Source organism: Raoultibacter timonensis, assembly GCF_900240215.1.
In the GTDB taxonomy this organism is placed as follows: Bacteria; Actinomycetota; Coriobacteriia; order Coriobacteriales; family Eggerthellaceae; genus Raoultibacter; species Raoultibacter timonensis.
The window spans coordinates 47,689-70,961 of record NZ_LT964679.1 but is presented as its reverse complement, the minus strand read 5'-3'; the positions used below and the strand labels follow the sequence as shown (position 1 = coordinate 70,961).

Below are 23,273 nucleotides of genomic sequence, written 5' to 3'. Positions count from 1 at the left end.
CGACACGGTGATCAGGCCCTCCATGCCCTTGCCGGTTCCCACGTACACGCCGTCATGCAGGTTTCCCGCCGCCTTCGCAGACGGATTCGCCGCCACCTCCCGAGCCCATGGGTCGTCGGCGCGCATCGCCAGCTGCTCGGCGCTTGCGGCGTCCTTCGACCCCGAGCCCTCAAACGTCGCCCCGCAGCCCGACAGCCCGAGCGTCAGCACGGCACCGCACGCCAGTATCGTCGTTCTTTTCATCAGGTGTTCCTCCTCGTGGTTCCATCACCTGGCAACTCCCGTTGCCCGCATCCGCAGCGGCTCAACGCCCAGAAGCGGCCCAGCGTTCCGCTGCAGCTCGACGCCCCGCTGCGGCTCAGTGCCCCGCAGCGGGACTCGCCCAGCCCTCGGGGACTTCGTAGTCGTGGCAGGTGTTGCAGTACATGTACGATTGGCTGTGGGCGCCGTGGCAGTTGCTGCAGTCGATGGCGACGCCCTGATGCGACGAATGGGGGTTCACGCCCGCTTCCCCCGCCCAGTCGGCAGTTGCAGCCACGACTTCATCGAAATCGTGGCACCCCGCTCGGGTGCACATCTTCTCGTCGGCCGTCACGCCCGTGCGCACGATGTTGCCCGCATCGTCGGTCGCGAAGTTGCCCGACGCCCACGCGAGGCCCTCGGCAATCTGCTCGTCCATCTTGGGCTCATGGCATTCGAGACACGTCACGTCCTCGCGCGCATGGGAGTTGACCATGAGCGTTTCGTCGCCGTAGTAGCCCTCAACGTAGTTGTCCATCGGATTGTGGCAGATCGCATTGCAGAAACCGGGCTGTTCGTGCCAGACGGCGAATCCCGCACCCGCCGCCACGATCGCAACTGCAACGACGCCGACGACGATGGGCCAGCGCTTCCTTCCCCGCTTCGCTGATGCCTCCTCAGAATTCCCCATTCCGCATCCTTTCCCCTTTATTTCTTCATTGCAGTATAGTTTTTATTTCAGCAATGAACTTTTATGGCGCCCATGCTATCATGCTCGCAAGCGAAAGTCATTGACGGATCGTCGAAAGTGTCTATTGACGATCCGTCAACCAAGAGCGTATTCTGCGCTCATCGAAGGACAGCCGAACAAGATGAGCGGGGTGAGACCGATGGACAGCGAAAGCAGCCTGCATGAGGCACGACGCGCAAGCATCGTCGAAGCGGCCCGCCAGCTCTTCGAGGAGCAGGGTCTCTCCCGCACATCGGTGCAGGACATCACGAACCGCGTCGGCGTCACGAGAACGCTGTTCTACCACTACTTCCCCGACAAGGAAGCCGTCACCTCGGCGGTGCTCGACGATTACATCGGCGATTACCTCGAAGCACTGCACCACTGGAACGCCGAGCGGCAGCGGGGGAACATCGAGCACGCGCTCGAAAGCGTGGTGAGGATACTGCGCCTCGGCGTCTTCGAGAACGATTCGTTCAGGCGCGCCCTCGCCTCGCGGGAGAACTCGGCGCTCTACCTCGAGTTCCTCAACCGCGTGGCCGACCGCACCGCAACCTACATCGTCGAAACCACCGTGCGCGATTACGAAACGCTGCACGAGATCAAAATCGATCACGTGTACGAGACATTCTACGTGCTGATCATCGGCATCGTGGGCTTCGTGCGCCGCCATCCGGAAGTCGATGACGAGGTGCTCAAAGACCTCATCGCCCAAACGCTGCACATGGATAGGGGAACCGGGCCGCACGACGGCCCTGAGCATAAACCGCACGAGAGCACCAGCAGGAAGCGCACAGACTAGCCGAAAACAGAGAAGAGAACCGGGCGCGCAAAATGCCTGATCAAGAGAACGTCCGAGGGGACGCTTGGCAGTGTGCGCTCAAACCAAGGAACGAAAGGGGTACAGCCAATGCTATTCCAAGTCTACGGCGAAAACGCCATCTACCAGTGGATCGGGTGGGCCGTCGTACTCATCAGCCTGATCCTCATCAACGAGTTCGCGCGGCGAACGAGGGCAGGCGGCATCTTCTGCTTCATCGTGCTTCCCGCAGGGCTCACGGTCTACTTCATCGCAATCACCGTAAGCGCAGCGTCGGGAGCCGAATGGGCGCTCAACAATCCCACGCACCTGTACATGAACAGCTGGTTCCACTACGCGAAACTCTACGCCGCGACCATCGGCTGCATCGGCTTCATGGCCCTCAAGTACAAGTGGGGAAAGATCGGCAAATCGCACTGGTTCAAGTGCTTCCCGTTCGTTATCGTGGCCATCAACATCCTCATTGCCGTGGTAAGCGATTTCGAATCGGCCGTGCGCGCGTTCGGCACCACCTGGGTATCCTCTGAAGGCGTCACGCTGTACGGCGGCTGGCACAACGTGTTCAACGGCATTGCAGGACTCATCAACATCTTCGTCATGACCGGCTGGTTCGGCATCTACGTGTCCAAGAAGAAGCAGGACATGCTCTGGCCCGACATGACGTGGGTGTTCATCATCTCCTACGACATCTGGAACTTCTGCTACACCTACAATTGCCTGCCCACCCATTCCTTCTACTGCGGCCTTGCGCTTCTGCTCGCGCCCACCATCGCCGCATTCCTGTGGAACAAGGGCGGCTGGATCCAGAACCGCGCGTTCACGCTTGCCATCTGGTGCATGTTCGCCCAGTGCTTCCCGATGTTCCTCGACTCCAGCGTGTTCGCCGTGCAGTCGGTGAACAACCCCAACGTCAATCTCACCATCTCGATCATATCGCTGCTCGCCAACGTGGCTGCGATCGGTTACGTGATCTACCGCTCGAAGAAGCTCAAGCGCAATCCCTACACCAACGAGATCTTCGTCGGCACCAAGGATTACGAGAAAGCCATGGCCCGCGCAGAAGACGCCCCGAAAGTCGCGTAGAGCCCTTTCGGCGCACAAGCAGGCGAGCCGCACGCGGAATCATTCCCGAAGCCGCACCTGCGAGCCCGTTGCACAAACACCAAACCGGGGCCGTCCGTTCAGAAACGGGCGGCCCCTTTGCATGCGCTGGAGCGAGGGCGTGCGATGCGCAAAACGACACGAAAAAAAAGATTGCGCACGAAAAAGCAGGGGTTCGGTGCACGTTTTTTCGTTTGTGCCGCCCGCAAAGGCCAATCCGAAGCCGTTAAGTGCATTGCCAATACCGCCACCTGCGAAAACTCTAGTCCGACGCAGCAAACTGCGCCGCACCGAACCGCCTGCTGGTCGTAATCGGCTCTGCGAGGCCGCACAAACGCACTTTTTTGTACCGGAGCGATACTTTTTTGAACTAAAAGACCTTACATACCCGAGGGTGTAGCGCATACGGCCAGTCGGCCGACATCCTCCCGTGAACACCGAGGGACGCGGCGGATTCCCCAAGCCCACAAGACCCGCAGGTTCCGTAAAACCCACTGGTCCCACGGGTCTCGCAGGTTTCACGAATCCCACTGGTCCCACTGGCCCCGCTGGCCCCACGGGTCTCGCAGTCCCCGTAAATCCCGCAAGCCAACGAGTCCGCAAGGCTGACCGACGCAGCCTCGCCGACCTCGCCTTGGCGAGCCGAATCGCTTCACTTGGAGCTACAATAGCAAAAGGGGCCTCATCAGACCAAGGAGAAACCCATGCACTACGACATCCGTCTCGGCACCGGGGGAAGATCAGCCCCCTGCATCTACCTCATCGATTCGCCGAGCGAGCGGGAAACCGCCGCAGGCGCCGAACGCGATGCCGAAGCCACCGATCGCGCCGCAACGGTCGTCCGCATCCCGAACAGCAACTGGGACGACGACCTTACTCCATGGCCTGCCAGGAAAGTCTTCAAGCGAGCGCAGGGAGATTTCGGCGGCAACGCCGACGCGTTCCTTCGCAAGCTCGTCGACGAAGCGATTCCCGCTATCGAGCAAGAGCACGGCGTCCAACCCGCAGCTCGAGCGCTCGCCGGCTATTCGCTCGCCGGGCTGTTCGCCGTCTACGCTCTCACGAGGACCGACCGCTTCGTCGCGGTGGCGAGCATATCGGGATCGCTTTGGTACGACGACCTGCTCCCCTACCTCGAAAACGCGCGCGTCCGCCCCGCGGGCCCCTACGTCTACCTCTCCCTAGGCGACAAGGAGCACATCACGAAGAACAAGCGCATGCGCGTCGTCCAGGAGCGTACGTTCGCCGTCGCCGACGTTCTGCACGCAAAGGGAGCCGTAGTCGATTTCGAGCAGACGGCGGGCACCCACTTCCAGAACGTCGCCGGTAAGATGAACCGTGCACTCGACGCACTCGAGGCGCACCTGCTCGCCCGGTAGCACTTACCAGGCGAGCAGGTCAGGCTCGGCGCTCCTGCCGGTCGGCCAGCCGCGCACGGTTCCCTAGCCGATCGCACGATCCGCATGCAACCGCTCGCTAACGGCTCGAGCTGAGCGCCGAACCAGCGCGCGACCTCCAGCTAGCCGCCCGAGCCGACCAGCACAATCAGCCCGAGCGCCACTACGATCGCCCCGCTCAGGAAGTTGACCGCGTCGTTAGTGACCCAGGCGTAGCCCGACACGAGCGCGTAGCCCGCACCGCCTTCGCGCGGCAGCTTCTCGACGAGCTCCGACGAACCTTCCGTCCGCCCATCCCACGGCCTGCCGAGGGTTTGCTCGCCTTCGGCGGGTCCGCGGTATTTCGCCTGCAGGAGCGACCCGAGCACGCTGTCGACGAGCGAACCCAGGATGCCGCATGCGATGATGAAGAAGAAAGCGTCGGGACCCGTCGGCACGGCGTAGCCGAACGCATGGAACAAGAGCATCGCCAGAAACGCGGACGTCGTCGATCCGATCGCGGTGGCTCCAAGGCCGAGCGGGCTCACGCCGCCCGAGAGCCCGCGCTGCATTCTCGTGCCGGTAAGAATGTTGATCGGGGGCTTTCTGCTGAACACCCCGATCTCCGATGCCCATGTGTCAGCCGTGCTTGCGGCAAGGGCCGCCGCCGACACGATGAGGAACCGCGAGTCGCCTGTCGCCACGTAGGCTACGGCGCACGCGAGAAACGGCACGCTGTTCGCAAGCACCTGCTTGAGCGTGCGCGTTTCGTGCGCCTTCTTTGCCGCCTTGCCGGTGCGCTTGGCCATGATCCTCGAGGCGATGTTCGAACTGCCGAAGAACCATATAAGCAGAAGCCACAGGGGCCATCCCCCGATGGCGAACGCAAGCGCTCCCACCACGAGCGCGCCCAGGCCGCCGCTCACCGTCAACAGCCCCAGCCTGAGCGAGGCCATTACCACAGCACCGCTCAAGAGCATGCCGAGCAGCACCGGCGCATACGGCGCTGCAGGCAAAAACAGCACGACGTACAGAGCCGAAACGCCCAAGGGAACCCAGAGGTTGTCGAGCCCGTCGGTCGAGAACGCCTCGATCACGGTCGCCGCGACCGCAAGGAGCGCCGCTATGGGCAGCGCGAGCGAAACACCGGCCGCCCCGAGCACGGCCGCACAGGCAGCGAAGCTCACCCCGAGCATGGTCGCGCTTCCAACAAGCGACTTGTCCCGCACGACGGGAAGCTTCCGCACGCCGAACCGCTTGCCGATCACGGCCGCGAACCCGTCGCCGAACGCCATGGAAAACACGCCGAGCGCGCCCACGTACGGCGCGTCGATGCCAAACGAGAACAGCGAGAGCACCGTCAGCGACACCGCGTAGTACACCGTACCCGGCGTGTCGTGCTCCTCCCTCGCCATGAACGAGAGCTTCGCCTGGCGATACGCGTAGCCGTTCACGAAGACGAACGCGAGGGGAAGCGCGGCAGCCCAGAGCGGCGAATCGAAGAACAGCATCGCGATGATCCACCAGCCGCCAAGCGCTATGTGCACGACTTTGCGCGTTCCCTCGGACGATACGCCCCTGCGCGACAGAAGCTCCGAGGCACCGAGCACAAGCCCGATGAAGAGAACCGACACCACGATGCCCGCGATGTTTCCCGCAATGCTTCCCGCCATGCCGATCACCGCACTTCCGCGAACACGAGCGGGCGCTCCGCGCGAAGAAGCGCCTCCGCCTCGACAATGAGCTTTCTCGCCTGGTCCTGACTCACGACACTGCGCGAGGTAAGGCACCGGTAGCCTCCCTCGCGCACCTGATCGAGGATGCCGCGGTACAGAAACAGCGACGAGATCGTTGCGAACCGGCTGTCCTCGTCGAGCAGCGCCGCATCGAACTGCATGGGCAGGTAGAGCACCTCGGCGCGTTCGGCGAGCGACTCCCACAGGTCCACGAACGATTCGTCGACAAGGCGCCGCTTGAGATCCCTTCGCGAGTAGTGCGCCGCACGCATCGATTCGACCGGCAGGTACACGCGCCCGTTGTCCAAATCCTCCCCCACATCCCGCAGGATGTTCGTAATCTGCATGGCGATGCCCAGATCGATCCCGCTCTGCTTCAGCTCCTCGGGCACGCTTGCGCGGGCATGCAGGATCGGCAGCAGCATGAGGCCCACCGAGCCGGCAACGTAATAGGCGTACTCCTCGAGATCGGCAAGCGTTTTCGGCTGCTCGAACGCAAGATCGCGCCGCTGTCCCTCGATCATGTCGAAGAAAGGCCGCTCGTCGATCGAGAAGCTCTCGAGCACAACCCCCATCGCCCGCCAGAGCGGCTGATCGGGAACGCGCCCCGCGAAGAAGTCGGCGAGATCGCCCTCGAGCCGGTCGAGCGCCTCGGCGCTCTTGTCCCGATCGACCGAATCGTCGGCCGCGCGGCAGAACGCGTAGAGCGCGTACACGCTCGCGCGCTTGCAAGCGGGCAGCAAAGAGAACGCGCGGTAGAAGCTTTTGGAATTGCGCTTGATGACCTCCTCGCACCACGCGAAATCGTCAGCACGTTTTTCGAACAGCTCAGTTTGCACGGTCATCGCGCATCAACTCCTCAACCGCCAGCTTCGCGCTCATGAGCACGATGGGCACTCCGGCACCCGGATGGGTGCTGCTTCCACAAAAGTACAGGCTCTCGCAGTCGGCCGCCTTGTTGTGCGGCCGGTAGTAGTTACTCTGCATGAGCGTCGGACGCAACCCGAACGTCGCGCCGTTGTACGCGTTGAACCGCTCGGAGAAATCGATCGGCGTATAGGCCTTCTCGAACGCGATATGGTCGCGAATGTCGCAGTAGGCGGTTTCCCGTTCGATGAGGTCGAGCACCTGCTCGCGATACCGCGCCGTCGCGTCGGGTGTCCACGAGGGCGACGTCTCGGAAATCGGCGGGACGGGAACGAGCACATAGAGCGTCTGGCAGCCTTCGGGCGCAAGCGAGGGATCGAGATCGGAGGGAGCGTACAGGTAGAACGAGGGGTCTTCGGGAAACCGCGCCTCGTCGAACAGGTCGGCGATGTTCTTCTTGAAATCGGCGGCGAACCTGATGGAATGAACGGCGCTCTGCGGATAGCGCTTGTCAAGCCCCAGATACAGGATAAAGCACGAGCACGAGTAGTCCATCGCGTCGACCTTCTCCGGCGTGTACTTCCCGCGCGCCCGGCCATCCTGCACGAGGTTCTTCACGGCATACGGGAAATCGGCATCGCACACTACGTAATCCGCCTCGCGCACCTCATCGCCGACTACAACCCCACGCGCCCGCCCGCCCCGTACGGCGATGCGCTCGACCGGCTCCGACAGGTGCAGCGTGCCGCCCAGCTCGGTGAAGAGCCTGCCCAGAGCATCGGCCATCGCGTACATGCCGCCTTTGATGAACCAGACGCCGTACAAAAGCTCGATCATGGGGATGATCATGTAGAGCGAGGGTCCCTCGTAAGGGGAAATGCCGATGTAGAGGGTCTGAAACGCGAGCGCCTTGCGCAGCCGGTCGTCGCGCACGTACTTCGACACCGACGAGTACGCATCGCCGAGCGTATGAAGCCGAAAGCCCGCGGCCAGGCTTTTCGGGTTGTAGAAATCGGCCGGACCCCGAAACGAGCGCTGCAGGAAGCTGTTCTTCGCGATGAGGTAGCGCTTGTAGAGCGTGGCGAGATACTCGAAGTACCCCTGCGCGTCTTCTTCGCTGACCGCTTCGACGGCTGCGGTAAGCTCCGAAAGGTCGTTCGAAAGCGCCAGGCGATCCTCGGGCGAGAAGCTGATCTCGAGCATCGGCTCGATCTTCTCCATGGGAATGTAGTCGTCGGGGTCGCGTCCCGCAAGCTCGAAGACCTCGCGGTACAAAGAGGGCATCATGACGATGGTCGGCCCGACATCGAAAGTGTAGCCGCCGCCCTGTATCTGGCTCATCTTTCCGCCGACGCGAGGTTCTTTCTCGTAGAGCTCGACCTCGTATCCGGCGTGCTGCAGCCGAATGGCGGCAGCCAATCCCGCCACCCCGGCACCGATCACGATTACCCGTTTCATACGACTCCTTCGAAGCACTTTTTGCCTACCAATGAAGTCATTGTATGATTCGGTTTACTTATACGGCGCTGTGATCTGCGTTTTTAGGGCAAGCTGTTCCATCCGCGTTATGCAGGCGTTACCGCAGGACTCGCAAAAGCGCACCCGAACGCACGCGAGCCGCCCGGGTCAAAGGCGGCTCGCGCAGCGGCTCACGTAGCGGCTCTCCGCCCTTACGCCCCTATGCGCGCACCCGTCGCATCGATCTCGAAGCCTTCCGCATCGAGCTCGGGCGCACCTTCGGCACGGCGACGCTCGACGAGCTTGCGGGCTGCGGGAATGGAGGCCAGAAGCGTGACGCCCATCACCACCGACGCGATGATGACCATGATCCACACGGGAACGAACGAGAAGTACGCGTCGAACATGATGCCCGAAACAACCGAACCCACGGCCGCGCCGAACATCTCGAACGCGGTCACGATGCCCGTCACGGTTCCGAGATCCTTCTTGCCGTACTCCTTCACCACCATGATCGGCGGCGCCACCGTGCCCATGCAGGTGGCGAACCCGAAGAACAGGCATGCGAGGATCGGGCCCCAATCGGTTGCCGGGAAGCACAGCGCGATACCCGCGAGCACCGAGGTCGCGGTGCCGAGAATGGTACCGGTCTTCATGCCCCAGCGGTCGTAGATCGCACCGAGCGCCACCTTCGCGAAGATGACCACCGCCAGGTAGAACGACCACACGGTGCCCGCCCAGAGCGTCGAGTGCCCGCCCGTGACCACCTCGACGCCGTCGAGCGTAACCGACGTCATGTTGGAGATGGAGTTGGTGATGATGGCGCCGTTCGTGATTCCCATCATCACGAACCCGATGATGAGCAGCCAGAATCCGGCGCTTTTGCGCAGGTGCTTCCAGCCGATCGACACGGTTACCGGTACGTCGGGAGAGCGGTCGGATTTCGTTTGCTCGACCTGCCCGGCGCCGTAGGGTTCGAGGCCCTTATCGCTCGGTCTGCTGCGGAACGTCGCCACCGAGAGGGGCAGCGCGACCACGAGGCACGTCACCGCAAGCAGCAGAAACGCCGGGCGCCACCCGTAGCCTTCGATCATCGCGCTCGTCACGGGCGAGAGCACCACGCCGCCCAGGCCCGAACCGGCGAGCGCGATGGATACGGCGAGGCCGCGCTTGAGCGTGAACCAGTTCGCGATGACCACCGATACGAGCAGGCGCGTTCCCGCAACCACCACCATGCCCGCGATAACGCAGAGCGCGTAGAGCTGCCACAGCTCCGTGATGAACGAGAACAGAACAAGCACGATCGAGCTCGTGAGAATCGTGACCGCCGCAAGCACCCGCGCCGAGCACTTGTCGGTAAGCCGCCCGATCACAAGCGAGGCGAACACGGCGACCACCGTGCAGATGGACACGCCCGTGTTGAACTGCCCCACCGATATGCCGAGGTCGGCAACCATGTGCGACTGGAACAGGGGGATGCAGTTCACGAAGATCGTATAGCATGTGGCCATGATCAGAAGGCCGCCGATCACGATCCACCATCCGTAGAAGAAACCGCCTTCTTTCCTGCCGCCCTGCGGGGGTCGCCCGCCTTGAGCCGCCTCTGCGGGTCGGGAGGCCTCCTCGCCCCGCAAGGCTCCTGCGCCCTGCGGCCCGTCGTGTTGAGCCGTCGTCGTATCGGCCATGATGCCTCACTTTCCCAATCGGTCGAGGTTGCGGATCAGTTCGAGGTAGAAACCGATGCCCCGCTTGTAGGCGTCCACATCGAGGTTCTCATCCTGCCCGTGGATGCGGGCGCGCTGATCTCCCTTGAACAGAAAGCCTGCGAACCGGTAGGTGCGCGGGCAGATGTGATGCCAGTGGCGCGCGTCGCTCGAGGACGATTGCACGTAGGGCGCAATGCCCGCATCGGGATAGATGCTGTGCGTAACCGCACGCAGGTAGTCGAACGCCGCATCGTCGAACGGCGAGATGGGCGACGGGTCGATGGCGAACCGCAGCTCGTAATCGGTCTGATCGTCGAAGCGCTCCTTGATGCGCCCAAGCGCGATGTCGATCGTCTCGGACGGATCGATGCGCACGTTCACCGTGCCCCTCGCCTGCTTCGGGATGATGTTCGCTGCGGGAGACCCCTCGAGCTCGGTGATGGCGTAGGTGGTGCGCACCATGGCCGCCGTCTCGTGATCGCCCTTCATGATCTTGAGCACGAGCGGGCGGAACAGCCAGAGGTTGCCGAACACGAGCCGAAGGCCGAAGCCGCCGTACGAGGCGAGCTCCTTGAGCATGGCTTCGATGGGCGCCGAAAGCTTTGCGGGCGCAGGGTTCTTCTGGAGCGCATCGAGGCCCGAGACGAGCTTCGCCGTCGAATCCTTGAGCGAGGGCGTCGAGGCGTGCCCGCCCTGCGAATCGACGGTGAGGAAGGCGCTGAACAGCCCTTTCTCGGTCACGCCGATGGCCGCAAAGGGTCGCGTCACGCCGAGCGGCGGGTTGTCGATGACAGCGCCTCCCTCATCGAGGACGAGGTAGGGCTCGATGCCGCGCTCCTTGAAGAGCTCGACCATGGCGGGGGCGGTGCTCCCGTTGTCCTCTTCGCAGTTCGACGAGCAGAGGTAGATGTCGCGCGGGGGCACATAGCCTTCCGCGAGCAGGGTTTCGGTCGCCTCGAAGAGCGCCGCAAGGATGCATTTGGTATCGACCGCGCCGCGCGCCCAGATCTTGCCGTCCTCGATTTCGGCCGCAAACGGATCGTGCGTCCACTCGTCGGGGTTGGCCGAGACGACGTCGTGATGTGCCATGAGGACAATCGGATCGAGAGCGGGGTTCGCTCCTGTCCACTTGAGCATGATGCCGTACGTTTCCACAAGCGTGAGCTCGAGGTTTTCGAACACGAGCGGATACAGCTCGCGCATGCGCGGAACGAACCGATCGAACGGCTCATGGTCGGTTTCGGGGTTCTCGGCACCCCACACCGTGGGGATGCGGAGCATCTCCTGGAACCGCTCGACCGCTGCGTCGTCGCCCGCCGCCGAGCTCTGCGGCAGCGGATCGGCAACCAATGTCGGCTTGAGCCGCACTGCGTTTACGACCAGCACGACCACAAGCACAACGATGATCGCACCTATACCTACAAGTACTGCCATACCGTCCCCTTTCCGCTGTCGCAGCTTGCAGCCGCAGGCAACGATGATCCGGACTTGCTCGCGTCTCCCCCGCTGCATAGCCGTGCGGCGCGGGGGACGCGGTACGCTTGCCGTACAGCGGGTAATTATAGACCTTTTTTCCTCTTCCTCGGGCGGATGAGGCACTTCGGTCCGTACCCGAACAGATCCATGCGGCCCGCGCGTCGCAGCGCCTCCAGCACCAGCTCGTAGTTCTTCGGGTCGCGGTACTGGATGAGCGCGCGCTGCAGCGCCTTCTCGTGCGGGCTCCTCGGCACGAAGACCGGCTCCATAGTGCGCGGATCGACGCCCGTGTAGTACATGCAGGTCGACATCGTGGAGGGCGTCGGGTAGAAATCCTGCACTTGTTCGGGCATGTAGCCCAGATCGCGGCAATACTCGGCGAGCTCGATCGCCTCGGCGAGGGTCGAGCCCGGATGCGACGACATGAGGTAGGGAACGGCGAACTGCTTCTTGCCGAGCTTTTTGTTGACGGCGTCGAATTCGCGGACGAACCGCTCGTACACGCGGTGTTCCGGCTTGCCCATCACCGAGAGCACTGCATCGGATACGTGTTCGGGGGCCACACGCAGCTGCCCGCTCACGTGGTGCTCGGCGAGTTTGCGGACGAAATCGCCGCCGTGCTCGGCATCGGCCAGCACGTAGTCGAAGCGGATGCCCGAACGCACGAACACCTTCTTCACGCCCGGCAGCTTGCGCAGCTTGTCCAAGAGGTCGAGGTAATCCCCGTGATCGGCGTCGAGCTGCTTGCACGGCTCGGGAAACAGGCAGCGCTTGTTCGGGCACGCGCCTTTCTTGAGCTGTTTGGCGCACGCGGGAGCGCGGAAGTTCGCCGTCGGCCCGCCCACATCGTGGATGTAGCCCTTGAAGTCGGGGTCTTCGCAGATGAGCTTCGCTTCGTCCAGCAGCGATTCGTGGCTGCGCGCCTGCACGATGCGGCCCTGATGGAAGGTGAGCGCGCAAAACGAGCACTCACCGAAGCACCCGCGGTTGCTCGAAAGGCTGAACTTCACCTCGGTGATCGCGGGAACGCCGCCGTCCTTCTCGTACATCGGATGGTACGTGCGCGCATACGGCAGGCGGTACACCGCATCGAGCTCCTCCTGGGTAAGCGGGCTCGCGGGCGGGTTCTGCACTACAAACTCGTGATCGGAATACGGCTCGACGAGGCGCTTGCCCGTAAACGGATCGCTGTTGCGGTACTGAACGGCGAAGCTTCTCGCGTAGGCGAGCTTGTCGGCCTGCATCTCAAGAAACGATGGCAGCATTTCGGCATCGTAGACGTGCGCGAGCGACGAGGCGCGATACACCGTGCCGTCGATATAGGTGATGTCGCCGATGGAAAGGCCGCTTGCAAGCGCGTCGGCTATCTCGATGATGGAATGCTCCCCCATGCCGTACGAGACCAGATCGGCGCCCGAGTCGAGCAGGATCGAGCGCTTGAGCTTGTCGGACCAGTAGTCGTAGTGCGCGAGCCTGCGCAGGCTCGCCTCGATGCCGCCGAGGATGATGGGCGTCTTCTTGTACGTGCGGCGGATCAGGTTGCTGTACACCACCGCCGCATGGTTCGGTCGCCTGCCCGCCTGCCCACCCGGCGTGTACGCATCGCGCTTGCGCTTCTTCTTGGCCACCGTGTAATGGTTCACCATGGAGTCCATGTTGCCCGCCGAAACGAGGAACCCGAGGCGCGGCTCGCCGAACACGGCGATGCTCTGCTCATCGGTCCAGTCGGGCTGCGCGATGAAACCGACCCTGTAGCCGTTGGCCTCGAGCAGCCGCGTAATGATGGCGCTGCCGAACGAGGGATGGTCGACGTACGCATCGCCCGACACGTACACGAAATCGACCGCGTCCCATCCGCGATCGAGCATATCGCGGTGGCTTACCGGTAAAAACCCGTGATCCATACGACTCCTCGCTGCCGCCTTCGCACCCGCATCTGCATCTGCATGCGTCAGCGAGTATACCATGCGCGCAGAGCGGCCCGGCACGGCTCGATTCGCCCGATGGAAAGAGAATTGGACAAGATTCCAACGATATTTGCCGGGAGGGCGCAAGCGCGTCTGGAATAATAGGGGCAGCACGAAACAGCGAGAAAGGACCGCACGCATGGTAGGCGAGAAGCTCATGAAGCTGCGCAGGAAAAGCGGGATGAGCCAGCAGGATGTGGCGAACGCGCTTTCGGTTTCGCGGCAAACCATCTCGAACTGGGAAAGCGGGTCGAGCGCACCCGACATAGGCAAGGCGATAGAGCTCGCAGCCCTCTACCGCATCAGCCTCGACGATCTGGTCGACGACGAAATCGACGTGACGGTCGCCGCGGGCAGCAAAGACGATGGCGGGATCGACACCCACGTGCTGAAATCGCTCGAGGGCTCGCAGTGCCGAATAGCGCTCACCTCCGGCTTGCTGATGGCGAGCGCCGGCTTCGACGGCGTCGTGCGGGTGCTCGAAGCGGATACCGATTGGGTGCGCGTCGAGTACGAGCGCCCCCGCAAGGGCCGCGCAGTCGAGCTCGTCGACATGGGTTCGGTTGCCGGATTCCAAATCGTTGTGCCCCCGAGCGCCGAAGAGCCCCAAAAGCAGAAAGGAGGTGCGTTCGATGGATGCGAGTAGTTGGACGAATCTCTGGCTTTTCCTGATCGTTGTCGCGCTGTTCTGCATGTACGGAAAGATCCGGAGCCTCGCCCGCAGCGTCGGCTCGCCGAAGAGCACCTCCACCGACAGCCTGCGCGACGCGGTGGGCTCCTGCGTCAAGATGACGTTCACCACGGGCAGCAAGGACACGGTTCGCATCCTCGACATCGACGACTACTGCGTGCTGGCCGAAAGCGTGTACGCCTCGTTCACTGTGCCGGAAGGCACGCGCTGGGTGCTCCCGATCAAAAACATCGTCTCGATCGAGCCCCTGCGGTAGCCGCCGAACCGCTTTCGGCGCATCGCAACCCGTACCGCGATGCGCTTTGCGGCGCCGCGAGGAAACGGCGGGCGCAACGGATCGACGCGTCGCCAAAAAGAACAAACGACCTGCATACCAACGTGCATCATATCCCGTATAATTTGCCAAGAACATCATCGGATACGAGAAGGAGCACGAATGGACCCGAACAAGCGTCCCGACGACATGGAACGAATCGCCACCCCTGAGCAGGCGCAGGCATTCATCGACGAGCAGGTTGCAGCGATCCAGGATCAGGTAGGCGATAAGAAAGTGCTTCTGGCCCTCTCGGGCGGCGTGGATTCGTCGGTCGTGGCTGCGCTCCTCATCAAGGCCATCGGCAAGCAGCTCATCTGCGTGCACGTGAACCACGGCCTTATGCGTGCCGGCGAGAGCGAGCAGGTCGTCGACGTGTTCCAAAACCAGCTCGATGCGAACCTCGTGTACGTGGACGCCGTCGACCGCTTCCTCGGACTGCTCGAAGGCGTGGCCGAGCCCGAGGCCAAGCGCAAGATCATCGGCGCCGAGTTCATCCGCGTGTTCGAAGAAGAGGCACGCAAAGTGGGTGACGAGGTGAGCTTTCTCGCCCAGGGCACTATCTATCCCGACATCATCGAATCCGACGGCGTGAAGGCCCACCACAACGTAGGCGGCCTGCCCGACGATCTGCAGTTCGAGCTGTGCGAGCCGGTCAAGCTTTTGTACAAGGACGAAGTCCGCGTGGTCGGCAAAGAACTCGGCCTTCCCGACGAGATGGTGTACCGCCAGCCCTTCCCCGGCCCCGGCCTCGGCGTGCGCTGCCTTGGCGCCATCACCCGCGACCGCCTTGAGGCGCTGCGCGAAGCCGACGCCATCCTGCGCGAAGAGTTCGACAACGCCGGCCTCACCCAGAGCGTCTGGCAGTTCTTCACCGTCGTCCCCGACTTCCGCGCCACCGGCGTACGCGACGGTAAGCGCGCCTTCGACTGGCCCGTCATCATCCGCGCGGTCAACACCGTCGACGCCATGACCGCCGAGGTCCCCGAGATCGACTGGGCCGTGCTCAAGAAGATCACCGATCGCATCCTGGCCGAGGTCCCCGGCGTTTGCCGCGTGTGCTACGACCTCACGCCTAAGCCGATCGGGACGATCGAGTGGGAATAAATAGCTACCTTTTCGTGCTTTTAACTGCAATTCCTTAAACAACTCGAGAGGCCTGCTGGATTCAAACCCCGAACTCTTGAGAAAAGAGATATCAAAACCCCTTCCAGGCAATCCTAGAAGGGGTTTTGCGCTCTTAGCCCATCGACAAAAAGGGCGGCACTCTATCCTTCCGTACCCGCAAAACCCCCTGCGTCTTTGCGCGCTTCGGCAGACAACCTGGCGCGCTTGTCCTTTTCGTAGCGATAGAGGCGCATGATCACGTATGCTGCAAATACGATCGAATACAGCGCCACGTTCACGATCGCCTGCTCGCTGCCGAGAAGGGCTGCGGGTGCGATCATCAGCATCAGGTGAACGTACGTCAGAAGGAAGAACGGGTAGGCGAACCATTGGATGCGCTTCCAGCTAACGCCTTTCATCCGCCTCTTCATGGCATTGCCCGACGTAACCCCCAACACGATCAGCAGCACGAACAAAACCAGAGCGATGCAGATGGACGCCCCCGTCTGCAGATCAAGCGATCCCGCAATCGCACGCGATACGTACGCGACAAGGTACTGGCATACGTGGCCCACGCAGAGGATGCATGCGACGATAGAAAGCTCGGATCGAATCGAGCGGAGCCGAACGCCGAGCCACGACTCTCTCGACAACGCCCCGGTGAACATAACGATCGTGAAGAGCGAGAGCGCCAGCATGCAACGCTTCACCAGCAGAATGAGCGGCTTCCACCAACCGCCGTCGATATATCCTTCCACCCCGGCGAACAGCACCACGACCGCCACGATAGAGAGACCGTAGAACAACCACGGCACCCCCTTTATGAAACCCGCAAGCGCAACGACGACAACGGATGTGACAACAAAGATCAGGGCAAAGCTCACGTCTCTGCCACCCCCTTACAACAAAAAACCAGATGAAAGCCTACGCGCTTCGCATCGGAGCGAAAAGCTCGAGCACCTGCCCGAGAAACAAAGCCATCGCCTTATAAAACGGACATCTTGCCTGCTCGAAAACCTGATCGGAGAACCAACGCGCATAGGGGGAAACATGTTCGCAAACGAACGTCTCGCAGTCGCCTTCTTCGATGACAACGCCCTGTGGAGCCTGGATCGCCTTCGCGTTCGCCAAACAAAGGTACTTCATGAATTCGAAAACCGTACCGATATGGTCCACGGGGTCGTTGACCTGGCCGGCTTCGAGGTTTTTCGCAACGCCGCGATCGCGCATGAAGTGCTCGATCTCAACCGACTCCTTGCTCACGAAAAGCAAGCCCTTCTGCCCGCGTTCTTGCGCAGCCCACACGCCGACGAAAGGAGTGACCCGCGGCTCCCGCTCCCCCACGAACAGGTAGGTGTATTCCGTGCGCAAAGCATGGAAAACCTCTTCGGCATCTTTACCGTCATAATCCCCCAGAAAGGATGCAATATCGCCCACCGCGGGCGAATCGCACCCAAACGCCTCCAAAACCTCTTCGCACGCGTCCGCAAACTCGCCCGCAACCAACGCTTCCGCGGTATTTTTCGTGGGCAGCAGAAAAGCAAGGGACAGCAACTCGAACGCCGTCGCCCCGCACATCCACTCCTCAGGTGCTTTGCCTTCCCCCATCCTGATTCCCTCCCTCATCTTCCTCGACGGGATCGGAAACGCATCGCCCCGATCCCGTCGCACGTCATATGCGCTCGAAGCGCAAGCCTTCTACCGCAGGAAATACACGTTGGGGCCGGTACCCTGGTCGGTCAAAAGCTGATCGTACTCGCGCTGCTGCAAGACCTTCGAGATCTCCGATTCGGGATCGTCGAGATCTCCGAAGTACCGGGCAACGGCAGGGCACAGATCGATGCACAAAGGCCTCTCACCGCTGTCTATCCTCTCAACGCAGAAGGTGCATTTTTCCATAGTGTTCGGTTTATGCTCCTGAGCCCGGTAATCGCCGATCTGGAAATCGAGGGGATAGGTCGGCTCGGACGACAGCAGGGTGCGTACGCCCTCGTACGGGCATGCGGCGACGCAGCTCTTGCATCCGATGCACTTCTCGTTGTCGATGAGCACGATGCCGTCCTCTTCGCGTTTATACGCCGCGCCCGTGGGACACACCTCGACGCACGAGGGATTGTCGCAATGCTGACACGCCATCGTGTAGAACGTCATCGTCAGATCGTTCGGATACGTTCCCGTCGGCACGCGGAAGTACTCGCTCCCGTCGGTGACTGCTTTGCTGTAAAGCACGTCGTTCGGTAGGTTATGGTCAACCCTGCAAGACATCGAACACATATTGCAGCCCGTGCAGCGGTTCGTGTCGATAGCCATTCCATACTTAGTCATAATCGATGCCCCCTTATACCTTCTCGACCTGACAGATCCAGTCATTGAAATTATTGTTGCTCGTTACATCGTCGGGGCACCAACGCGTGAGCGATTGGGCGTAGCCTTCCTCGAACTCGTCCCACGTAAAGCCGTGCGGCAGCCAGAGTGAATCGTTGCGGATTCCCTCGGTGACAAGGGCGTTCAAGACGCACGAACCATGATCGTTGAACACGCGCACCTTATCGCCCGTCTTGATGCCGCGCGCTTCTGCCACCTCGGGATGCATGCGGCAGAACGGCTTCCCCTCGATGGTTCTGAAGGTGTTGAGCCATTCGTTATGGACCCAGAGCGTTTGGCCGTGGTAGAGGTCGTGGTTGCTGAAGCCGTAGAGCGGATACTTCTCGCGATCCGGATTATCCGCGTACGCCTCGATGGACGGCTTATAGAACGGCAAGCGGTCCTGAAGGCCGAACACCTGCCCCCAAGCGTCGCGCGGCATCAGGTACTCCATGTAGAACTGGGTGCGGCCATAGGGGTTGTACTCCGGCACAACGGTAGCCGGCATCGAATAATCGCCCACCACGACACCGTTTTCGTACAGCGCATCGAAGCCGACGCCTGCCTCGATGTTCTCCGGCGTATCGAGATACGAGCGTAAAAAGTCGAGCCCTTCGCCCTCGATCAGATCGTCGTAGCCCATTTTCACCGCAACGGATTTGATGATATCGAAATCCGACTTCGCATCGCCAGCCGGCTCGATGGCCTTCTGCTCGAAGATGCCCCCGTCTATGTACTCGTAGGTCTCCCAGGGCATGCAGGTAGGAAGAACCAGGTCGGAGTAATGGGCCGTGGTGGTCATGATGCTGTCTATGGTGATGATGTAATCGATCTTGTCGTACGCCTTCAAAAGAGCGGACGACCCGGAGAAGTTGTCGAGCGGATTGGCACACATGTTGACGAGCGTGCCCATATGGAAATCCTTGCCCGCCCACTGGCCGGTCTCCGCAATCTGGACGATCCAGTCGCCCGTGAAATGGTTGCCGGGAACCGCGTCCTCGACGACGAAGCCGTCCGCGTTGAACGTTTTCGGCTGCTTGATCGTGGTGGCGGATTCGTGGCCGAGGCCGATGCTGCCCACGTGAGACCCGCCGGGGATGCCCACGCTGTGGGTCAGGGAGGCAAGCAGCCCGATAAGGAAGTAGATGCGCCACGATTCGTACGTATGCTCAAGTCCGTAGTTGATATAGAAGCTCGTCGGGCCCTCGGTAGCGCAGGTACGGGCGAGATTCTCTATCTGCTCGACGGAGATGCCGCATTCCTCGGCGGCGAATTCAACCGTGAAGGGCGCGATGTTCTCCATGGCGGCGTCGAACACCGTACGAACGCTTGTTCCCTCGGCATCGAAGGTGCCGCGAATCGCAGGATTGACGGCTTCCGTATGCGCCACGAATTCCCCGGCGTCTTCGTCCCATACAACTGGAACGTCATCGTCTGCACCGGCTTCGGCCTTACCGAAGTTCGAGAGCCGCAGATAGGCCCCCGTCTCGTCGATGAGGAACGGAGCGACGGAGCCGTTCTTGACGTAATCCCAGTCAGCGAGGTCGTTGTCCACGATGTAGTGGATCATGCCGCACATGAGCGCCGCATCCGTACCGGTGCGAACGGGAAGCCATTCGTCGGAATGGGCCGCAGTCGACGTGAACAGCGGGTCGATGGTAATGAGCTTCGCACCGTTCTCCCTGCCTTTGCAGACCCAGTTCCATGCAGCGCGGCAGAAGGAGGCCTCGGCGGGGTTGGCACCCCAAGAAACGATGGTCTTGGCGTTTGCGAGGTCCTCTACCGCACTCCGCGGCTGGGTCAGATGCACGAAGGCGAACACGATGCCGGCCATGTCGTGGCCAACCGACAGCACGGTGCCACCGGTCTTTTGGATAAGGCGCGAGTTAGCATAGCCCTTGCTGAAGCCATCGAGCGGCTTGATTTCGCCAGTCGGCAACAGGGCGCTGTTGATGATGCCCGTCGGCGTACCGTTGAGAACGCCGTTCATGTTGCCGGCACCGCCCTGCCACATGTTAGCCTCGCCGCCATAGGTTTCCATGGTGGTCTTCAGCTGATTGGCGAACAGCTCGATAGCCTCGTCCCAAGAAATCTGCTCCCACTCCCCGCTACCGCGTTCGCCGGCGCGCTTCATGGGATACAGAAGGCGCGAAGGGCCGTAGATGCGCAGCGGATTGGACACGCCTTTGACGCACCCGACACGCAGGCCTTCGTTCTCTTTCGTGTAATCCATCGGCAGCGTGCTGACGACCTTGCCGTCACGTACCGTCGCCTTCAAAGCGCATCGCCCACCGCAGTTGCCATGGCACGTGCCGACGAAGTACGATTCTTCCGGAGCAGCCGTATCGGTTTCGGCGCTCGTGGCACCGGCTCCCGATTCGTCCACGCTGCTGCAGCCAGCTGCCGTTGCCGTCGCTAGCGCGCCGGCAGCCAAAGCTGTAGTAGCCAAAAACGACCTTCTAGTTAGTTTTTTACTGGATTTGTCCATATATCCTCCCCCTACCGAACGGAGGACACCACATAGTTTTGCGGCAGACTGTGCAGCGAAACAATCGGCGTCCTTTATCCCACGCAAAAATAAAGCGTTTACACGTCTTCTTGCTTGTTTCTGAAAACCGATCGATTTTCTCAAATCATAGCATGCTAATCCTAGGATTGCTATACTAATCTTAGGATTGCTCGCTTCTTCTTTGAGGATAATTCTTCTGGAACGCTTCCCTATTTCAACTTCTTCGCGATCGTTTTCTTCGCCTCATCGGGCAATACATCGCCGAACCCCTCGCTGAAGCTGCTGGGGACCACCAACGTGCTACCAGCTTCACGCACGCTTTCGTTCAGCAAGTGCATCGAGCGCAGTTTCAGGGCAGCGTCTTCCCCACCGTAAACCTCGCTTACCGCGCTTACCATGGTGGCTATGTCCTCCTCGGCCTCCATGAGGATCACGCGAGCTTTGCGGCGCTGCTCCGCTTGGGCTTCCATGCTCATTACGCCCTGCAGCTCGAAGGGGAGCAGAATATCGCGAACCTTTACCGAAAGCACCGAAAGGCCCCATTGCTCGGCTTCCGCCTCCAAAGCCTCCTTGATGTCGATGTCCAACTGCTCTCTCCGGATAGCCACTTCTGCGGCGGTTAAGCGTCCGATGGCATCGCGCAGGGCGGCTTGCGCGCTCAGCTCGACCGTGCGGCTGAAATCGCTGCACTCGGTACAGGCCGCCTTGGCGTCGTAGACCATCCACAGCAAGACCGCGTTCACATCCAAAGGAACCAGATCGGCCGTAAGCGTCTCCTTTGCATCGAGCGTGGTAGCGCGTACGCGGCAGTCAACGCGCATGGCGTTCTGCTCGAAGAACGGAATGGTCCAAAACAAGCCCGGGCCCGATACGCGGTTAAATCCGCCCAGACGGAGAACCACCACGCGTTCCCATTGCTGAGCGATGTGTATCGACATCGACGCGAGCACGGCGGCTGCAAACGAGAGCAGCGCCACAAGCGGCAACGCAAGACCGAGAAGCACGTAGCAAAGCGCGAACACCGCTACGAAAACGACGCAGAATACGAACATCGAAAACAAGATGATGCCCGCGCCCGTCGTGCGTTCTCCTTGGGGCTGGGCGTTGTCTTTGGGAACGAATTGGTAGGCACCGAGCCTTTCGGTTCGCCCCGTTTCTTCCTTCGGAAACCGCATCGGCGAACCGCTTTTGTCTTTGGCCATGTGTCTTACGCCTCCCTCTTCGTTGACGCATCCGGCGCCTTGAGCTCGATCACGTTGCTCCCCGGCTCAATGTGCGCTTGAGCCTCCCGCATCTTCAACCGACGGACGTAGAGCGTCATTTGCGCTACCGTCTCGTCATAGCTCAGTCCAAGGTTTTTGCAGGCCTGGAGGCAGTCGTCCAGCAAGGCTTCCAGTTCTCCTTGCTCCGCTTCGTCAACCGACTTTGCCACGTTGCAGACGAAAACGCCCTTCCCTCGGATCGATTCCACGTAGCCGTCGGAAGACAAACTCAAGTACGACTTATTCACCGTATTGAAGTTTATCGACAAAGCCGCCGCCAGCTCGCGGATCTTGGGAAGCTGGTCGCCCGGCTTCAAATAGCCGGAGCTTATCAAGAACACGATGCGTTTTCGCAGCTGGACCCACAGAGGGGAGGTCGAATCCGAATCGGCTTCGAAAGGGAAGCCGTCGGCCGAAACAGTCGCCATACGATCACGCTCCTAAAAGACTCGCGACAGGATGCTCCCCTGCCATCACCATGCAAAACCTCAATGCGAAAGCACCCGCGAACACGCATACCCCCGGTACCAAAGAATAGCAGGGACGACCGGGCAGAATCTGTCCGGCCCGCATAACGGTCGCATCGACAACGAATGCGGCAACGAGGCCGAGCGCCACCGATACCGACCAGAAAACCCACGCGTATTCCCCGAAGAGAAGAGCGGACGCCGAAGCGCTCGCCGCAGCGGAAGCGGAGTCGGAGCCCCCCGCGAACAGCGAACCCAGAACGAGACCGAGCAGGCAAACGGCCTCGAGAACGATGACGGCGGCATCGATGGCCGCCATCCGTGCAAAGTATTGCCCGAACTGCAGGGATACACCGCTCATGTGCCCCACTATCAAGGCGGCAACCAGACCGCAAGAAACCGACGAGAGCAGAAACAGCGCCGGCAGCCAGAGCGTATTCCAAAACGGAACCGCCTGCATGCTCGCCAGAAAGAGCCCGGTATACAAGGCAACCGCAAGGCCGACCAACGCGGCGGCGATCTGCAATGCCCTGAAAGTCCTCACCCTGCGTACGGACGATCGTACGGCCCAAAGATAAGCGAAGACCGCGCTGAGCGCCACACCGCCCACGAGCAGGTAAGACCCCACCGAAAGATAGGTGATTCGCCCCGAAAAGAACAGGTAGGCAAGGGCCCCATGGTTTCCAGAGTCGACAAGCAGGCACAGGGCGGCGGCGATAAGCGAGCAAGCCGAGACGGCATACCCGTACCGGAAGAAGCTGCGATACGGCGCGGTTATCCTCCGGCCAAGCTCTTCGCGCGGAACGGTGAGCCCCACGAGAGAAAGAACCAAACACAATCCCCCGCCAAGCCCGCCCAAGAACAGGTAGCACACGATCAAAACACCGAACATGATCGACCTCCTGCTCCCTCATCCGAAAAACGCATCGCTTCAATCCTAGGATAGAATGATAGCCCATTCAGGTACTGCGGAACAATAGCTTGTCGTGATCGGAGACTGGCACTTCTTGAAATCGCCTAACCACGCGTATGCCACAATAGAGCTCAACACCCATCGTCTCTTTTTACGGTATGCTGTCCAAG

At 61.3% G+C, this 23,273-nt stretch carries 20 protein-coding genes and 1 pseudogene; 6 read left to right on the top strand and 15 right to left on the bottom strand.

Annotated features, from left to right (window positions below):
- Together C1722_RS00300 and C1722_RS00295 are read right to left on the bottom strand one after the other, a co-directional pair.
- A pseudogene (locus C1722_RS00300) lies at positions 1 to 243 on the bottom strand (FMN-binding protein); the annotation flags it as partial.
- Between the two features lie 115 nt (positions 244 to 358).
- Complete coding sequence (locus C1722_RS00295; RefSeq protein ID WP_102377489.1) at positions 359 to 931, bottom strand: cytochrome c3 family protein; 573 nt, start codon at positions 929 to 931, stop codon at positions 359 to 361.
- 181 nt (positions 932 to 1,112) lie between these two features.
- Here C1722_RS00295 and C1722_RS00290 point away from each other — a divergent pair, with 181 nt between their 5' ends.
- The 3 genes from C1722_RS00290 to C1722_RS00275 all read left to right on the top strand — a co-directional run bounded on the left by C1722_RS00290 (position 1,113) and on the right by C1722_RS00275 (position 4,270).
- Positions 1,113 to 1,772 carry a TetR/AcrR family transcriptional regulator gene (locus tag C1722_RS00290; RefSeq protein WP_244386277.1) on the top strand — a complete coding sequence of 220 codons (660 nt, stop codon included), beginning with the start codon at positions 1,113 to 1,115 and terminating at the stop codon, positions 1,770 to 1,772.
- Positions 1,773 to 1,880: 108 nt separating this feature from the next.
- Entirely contained in the window at positions 1,881 to 2,873 is a 993-nt protein-coding gene (locus tag C1722_RS00285) for a DUF5692 family protein (RefSeq protein WP_102377487.1), read from the top strand.
- Positions 2,874 to 3,595: 722 nt separating this feature from the next.
- On the top strand, positions 3,596 to 4,270 hold the full coding sequence (locus C1722_RS00275; protein ID WP_102377485.1) for an alpha/beta hydrolase: 675 nt from the start codon (positions 3,596 to 3,598) through the stop codon (positions 4,268 to 4,270).
- 140 nt (positions 4,271 to 4,410) lie between these two features.
- Here C1722_RS00275 and C1722_RS00270 read toward each other — a convergent pair whose 3' ends face one another.
- From C1722_RS00270 to C1722_RS00245, 6 genes are all read right to left on the bottom strand, one after another.
- The gene (locus C1722_RS00270; protein WP_102379468.1) at positions 4,411 to 5,940 is read right to left on the bottom strand and encodes a DUF92 domain-containing protein; all 1,530 of its coding nucleotides are present in this window, start codon (positions 5,938 to 5,940) and stop codon (positions 4,411 to 4,413) included.
- 5 nt (positions 5,941 to 5,945) lie between these two features.
- Positions 5,946 to 6,848, bottom strand: a complete 903-nt coding sequence (locus tag C1722_RS00265) for a phytoene/squalene synthase family protein (RefSeq protein ID WP_102377484.1) — start codon at positions 6,846 to 6,848, stop codon at positions 5,946 to 5,948.
- Positions 6,832 to 8,328 (bottom strand): phytoene desaturase family protein, encoded by a 1,497-nt coding sequence (locus C1722_RS00260; protein WP_102377483.1) that lies wholly within the window; start codon positions 8,326 to 8,328, stop codon positions 6,832 to 6,834. The genes C1722_RS00265 and C1722_RS00260 overlap by 17 nt, the downstream gene beginning before the upstream one ends.
- A 212-nt stretch (positions 8,329 to 8,540) precedes the next feature.
- A complete protein-coding gene (locus tag C1722_RS00255) occupies positions 8,541 to 10,013 on the bottom strand; it encodes an MFS transporter (protein WP_102377482.1) in 1,473 nt (490 codons plus the stop codon).
- Between the two features lie 6 nt (positions 10,014 to 10,019).
- Positions 10,020 to 11,468: a M20/M25/M40 family metallo-hydrolase gene (locus C1722_RS00250; protein WP_102377481.1), complete on the bottom strand. Its 1,449-nt coding sequence runs from the start codon at positions 11,466 to 11,468 to the stop codon at positions 10,020 to 10,022.
- A gap of 125 nt (positions 11,469 to 11,593) precedes the next feature.
- Positions 11,594 to 13,414: a YgiQ family radical SAM protein gene (locus C1722_RS00245; protein ID WP_102377480.1), complete on the bottom strand. Its 1,821-nt coding sequence runs from the start codon at positions 13,412 to 13,414 to the stop codon at positions 11,594 to 11,596.
- Between the two features lie 202 nt (positions 13,415 to 13,616).
- Between C1722_RS00245 and C1722_RS00240 the strand changes: the two genes are divergently transcribed.
- From C1722_RS00240 to guaA, 3 genes are all read left to right on the top strand, one after another.
- A complete protein-coding gene (locus C1722_RS00240) occupies positions 13,617 to 14,123 on the top strand; it encodes a helix-turn-helix transcriptional regulator (RefSeq protein ID WP_102377479.1) in 507 nt (168 codons plus the stop codon).
- The gene (locus C1722_RS00235; protein ID WP_102377478.1) at positions 14,110 to 14,424 is read left to right on the top strand and encodes a hypothetical protein; all 315 of its coding nucleotides are present in this window, start codon (positions 14,110 to 14,112) and stop codon (positions 14,422 to 14,424) included. The genes C1722_RS00240 and C1722_RS00235 overlap by 14 nt, the downstream gene beginning before the upstream one ends.
- 180 nt (positions 14,425 to 14,604) lie before the next feature.
- Positions 14,605 to 15,588, top strand: a complete 984-nt coding sequence (gene guaA, locus C1722_RS00230) for a glutamine-hydrolyzing GMP synthase (protein WP_102377477.1) — start codon at positions 14,605 to 14,607, stop codon at positions 15,586 to 15,588.
- A gap of 161 nt (positions 15,589 to 15,749) precedes the next feature.
- Here guaA and C1722_RS00225 read toward each other — a convergent pair whose 3' ends face one another.
- From C1722_RS00225 to nrfD, 7 genes are all read right to left on the bottom strand, one after another.
- Entirely contained in the window at positions 15,750 to 16,472 is a 723-nt protein-coding gene (locus C1722_RS00225) for a hypothetical protein (protein WP_102377476.1), read from the bottom strand.
- 40 nt (positions 16,473 to 16,512) lie between these two features.
- On the bottom strand, positions 16,513 to 17,196 hold the full coding sequence (locus tag C1722_RS00220; protein ID WP_180994953.1) for a TorD/DmsD family molecular chaperone: 684 nt from the start codon (positions 17,194 to 17,196) through the stop codon (positions 16,513 to 16,515).
- Positions 17,197 to 17,286: 90 nt separating this feature from the next.
- Positions 17,287 to 17,913, bottom strand: coding sequence for a 4Fe-4S dicluster domain-containing protein (locus tag C1722_RS00215; protein ID WP_102377474.1), 627 nt, complete (start codon positions 17,911 to 17,913; stop codon positions 17,287 to 17,289).
- 13 nt (positions 17,914 to 17,926) lie between these two features.
- Entirely contained in the window at positions 17,927 to 20,401 is a 2,475-nt protein-coding gene (locus C1722_RS00210) for a molybdopterin-containing oxidoreductase family protein (RefSeq protein WP_180994952.1), read from the bottom strand.
- 269 nt (positions 20,402 to 20,670) lie between these two features.
- Complete coding sequence (locus tag C1722_RS00205) at positions 20,671 to 21,663, bottom strand: SPFH domain-containing protein (RefSeq protein ID WP_102377472.1); 993 nt, start codon at positions 21,661 to 21,663, stop codon at positions 20,671 to 20,673.
- Between the two features lie 5 nt (positions 21,664 to 21,668).
- A complete protein-coding gene (locus C1722_RS00200) occupies positions 21,669 to 22,151 on the bottom strand; it encodes a GntR family transcriptional regulator (protein WP_102377471.1) in 483 nt (160 codons plus the stop codon).
- 4 nt (positions 22,152 to 22,155) lie between these two features.
- Entirely contained in the window at positions 22,156 to 23,082 is a 927-nt protein-coding gene (nrfD, locus tag C1722_RS00195) for an NrfD/PsrC family molybdoenzyme membrane anchor subunit (protein WP_102377470.1), read from the bottom strand.
- Between the last annotated feature and the right edge of the window lie 191 nt (positions 23,083 to 23,273).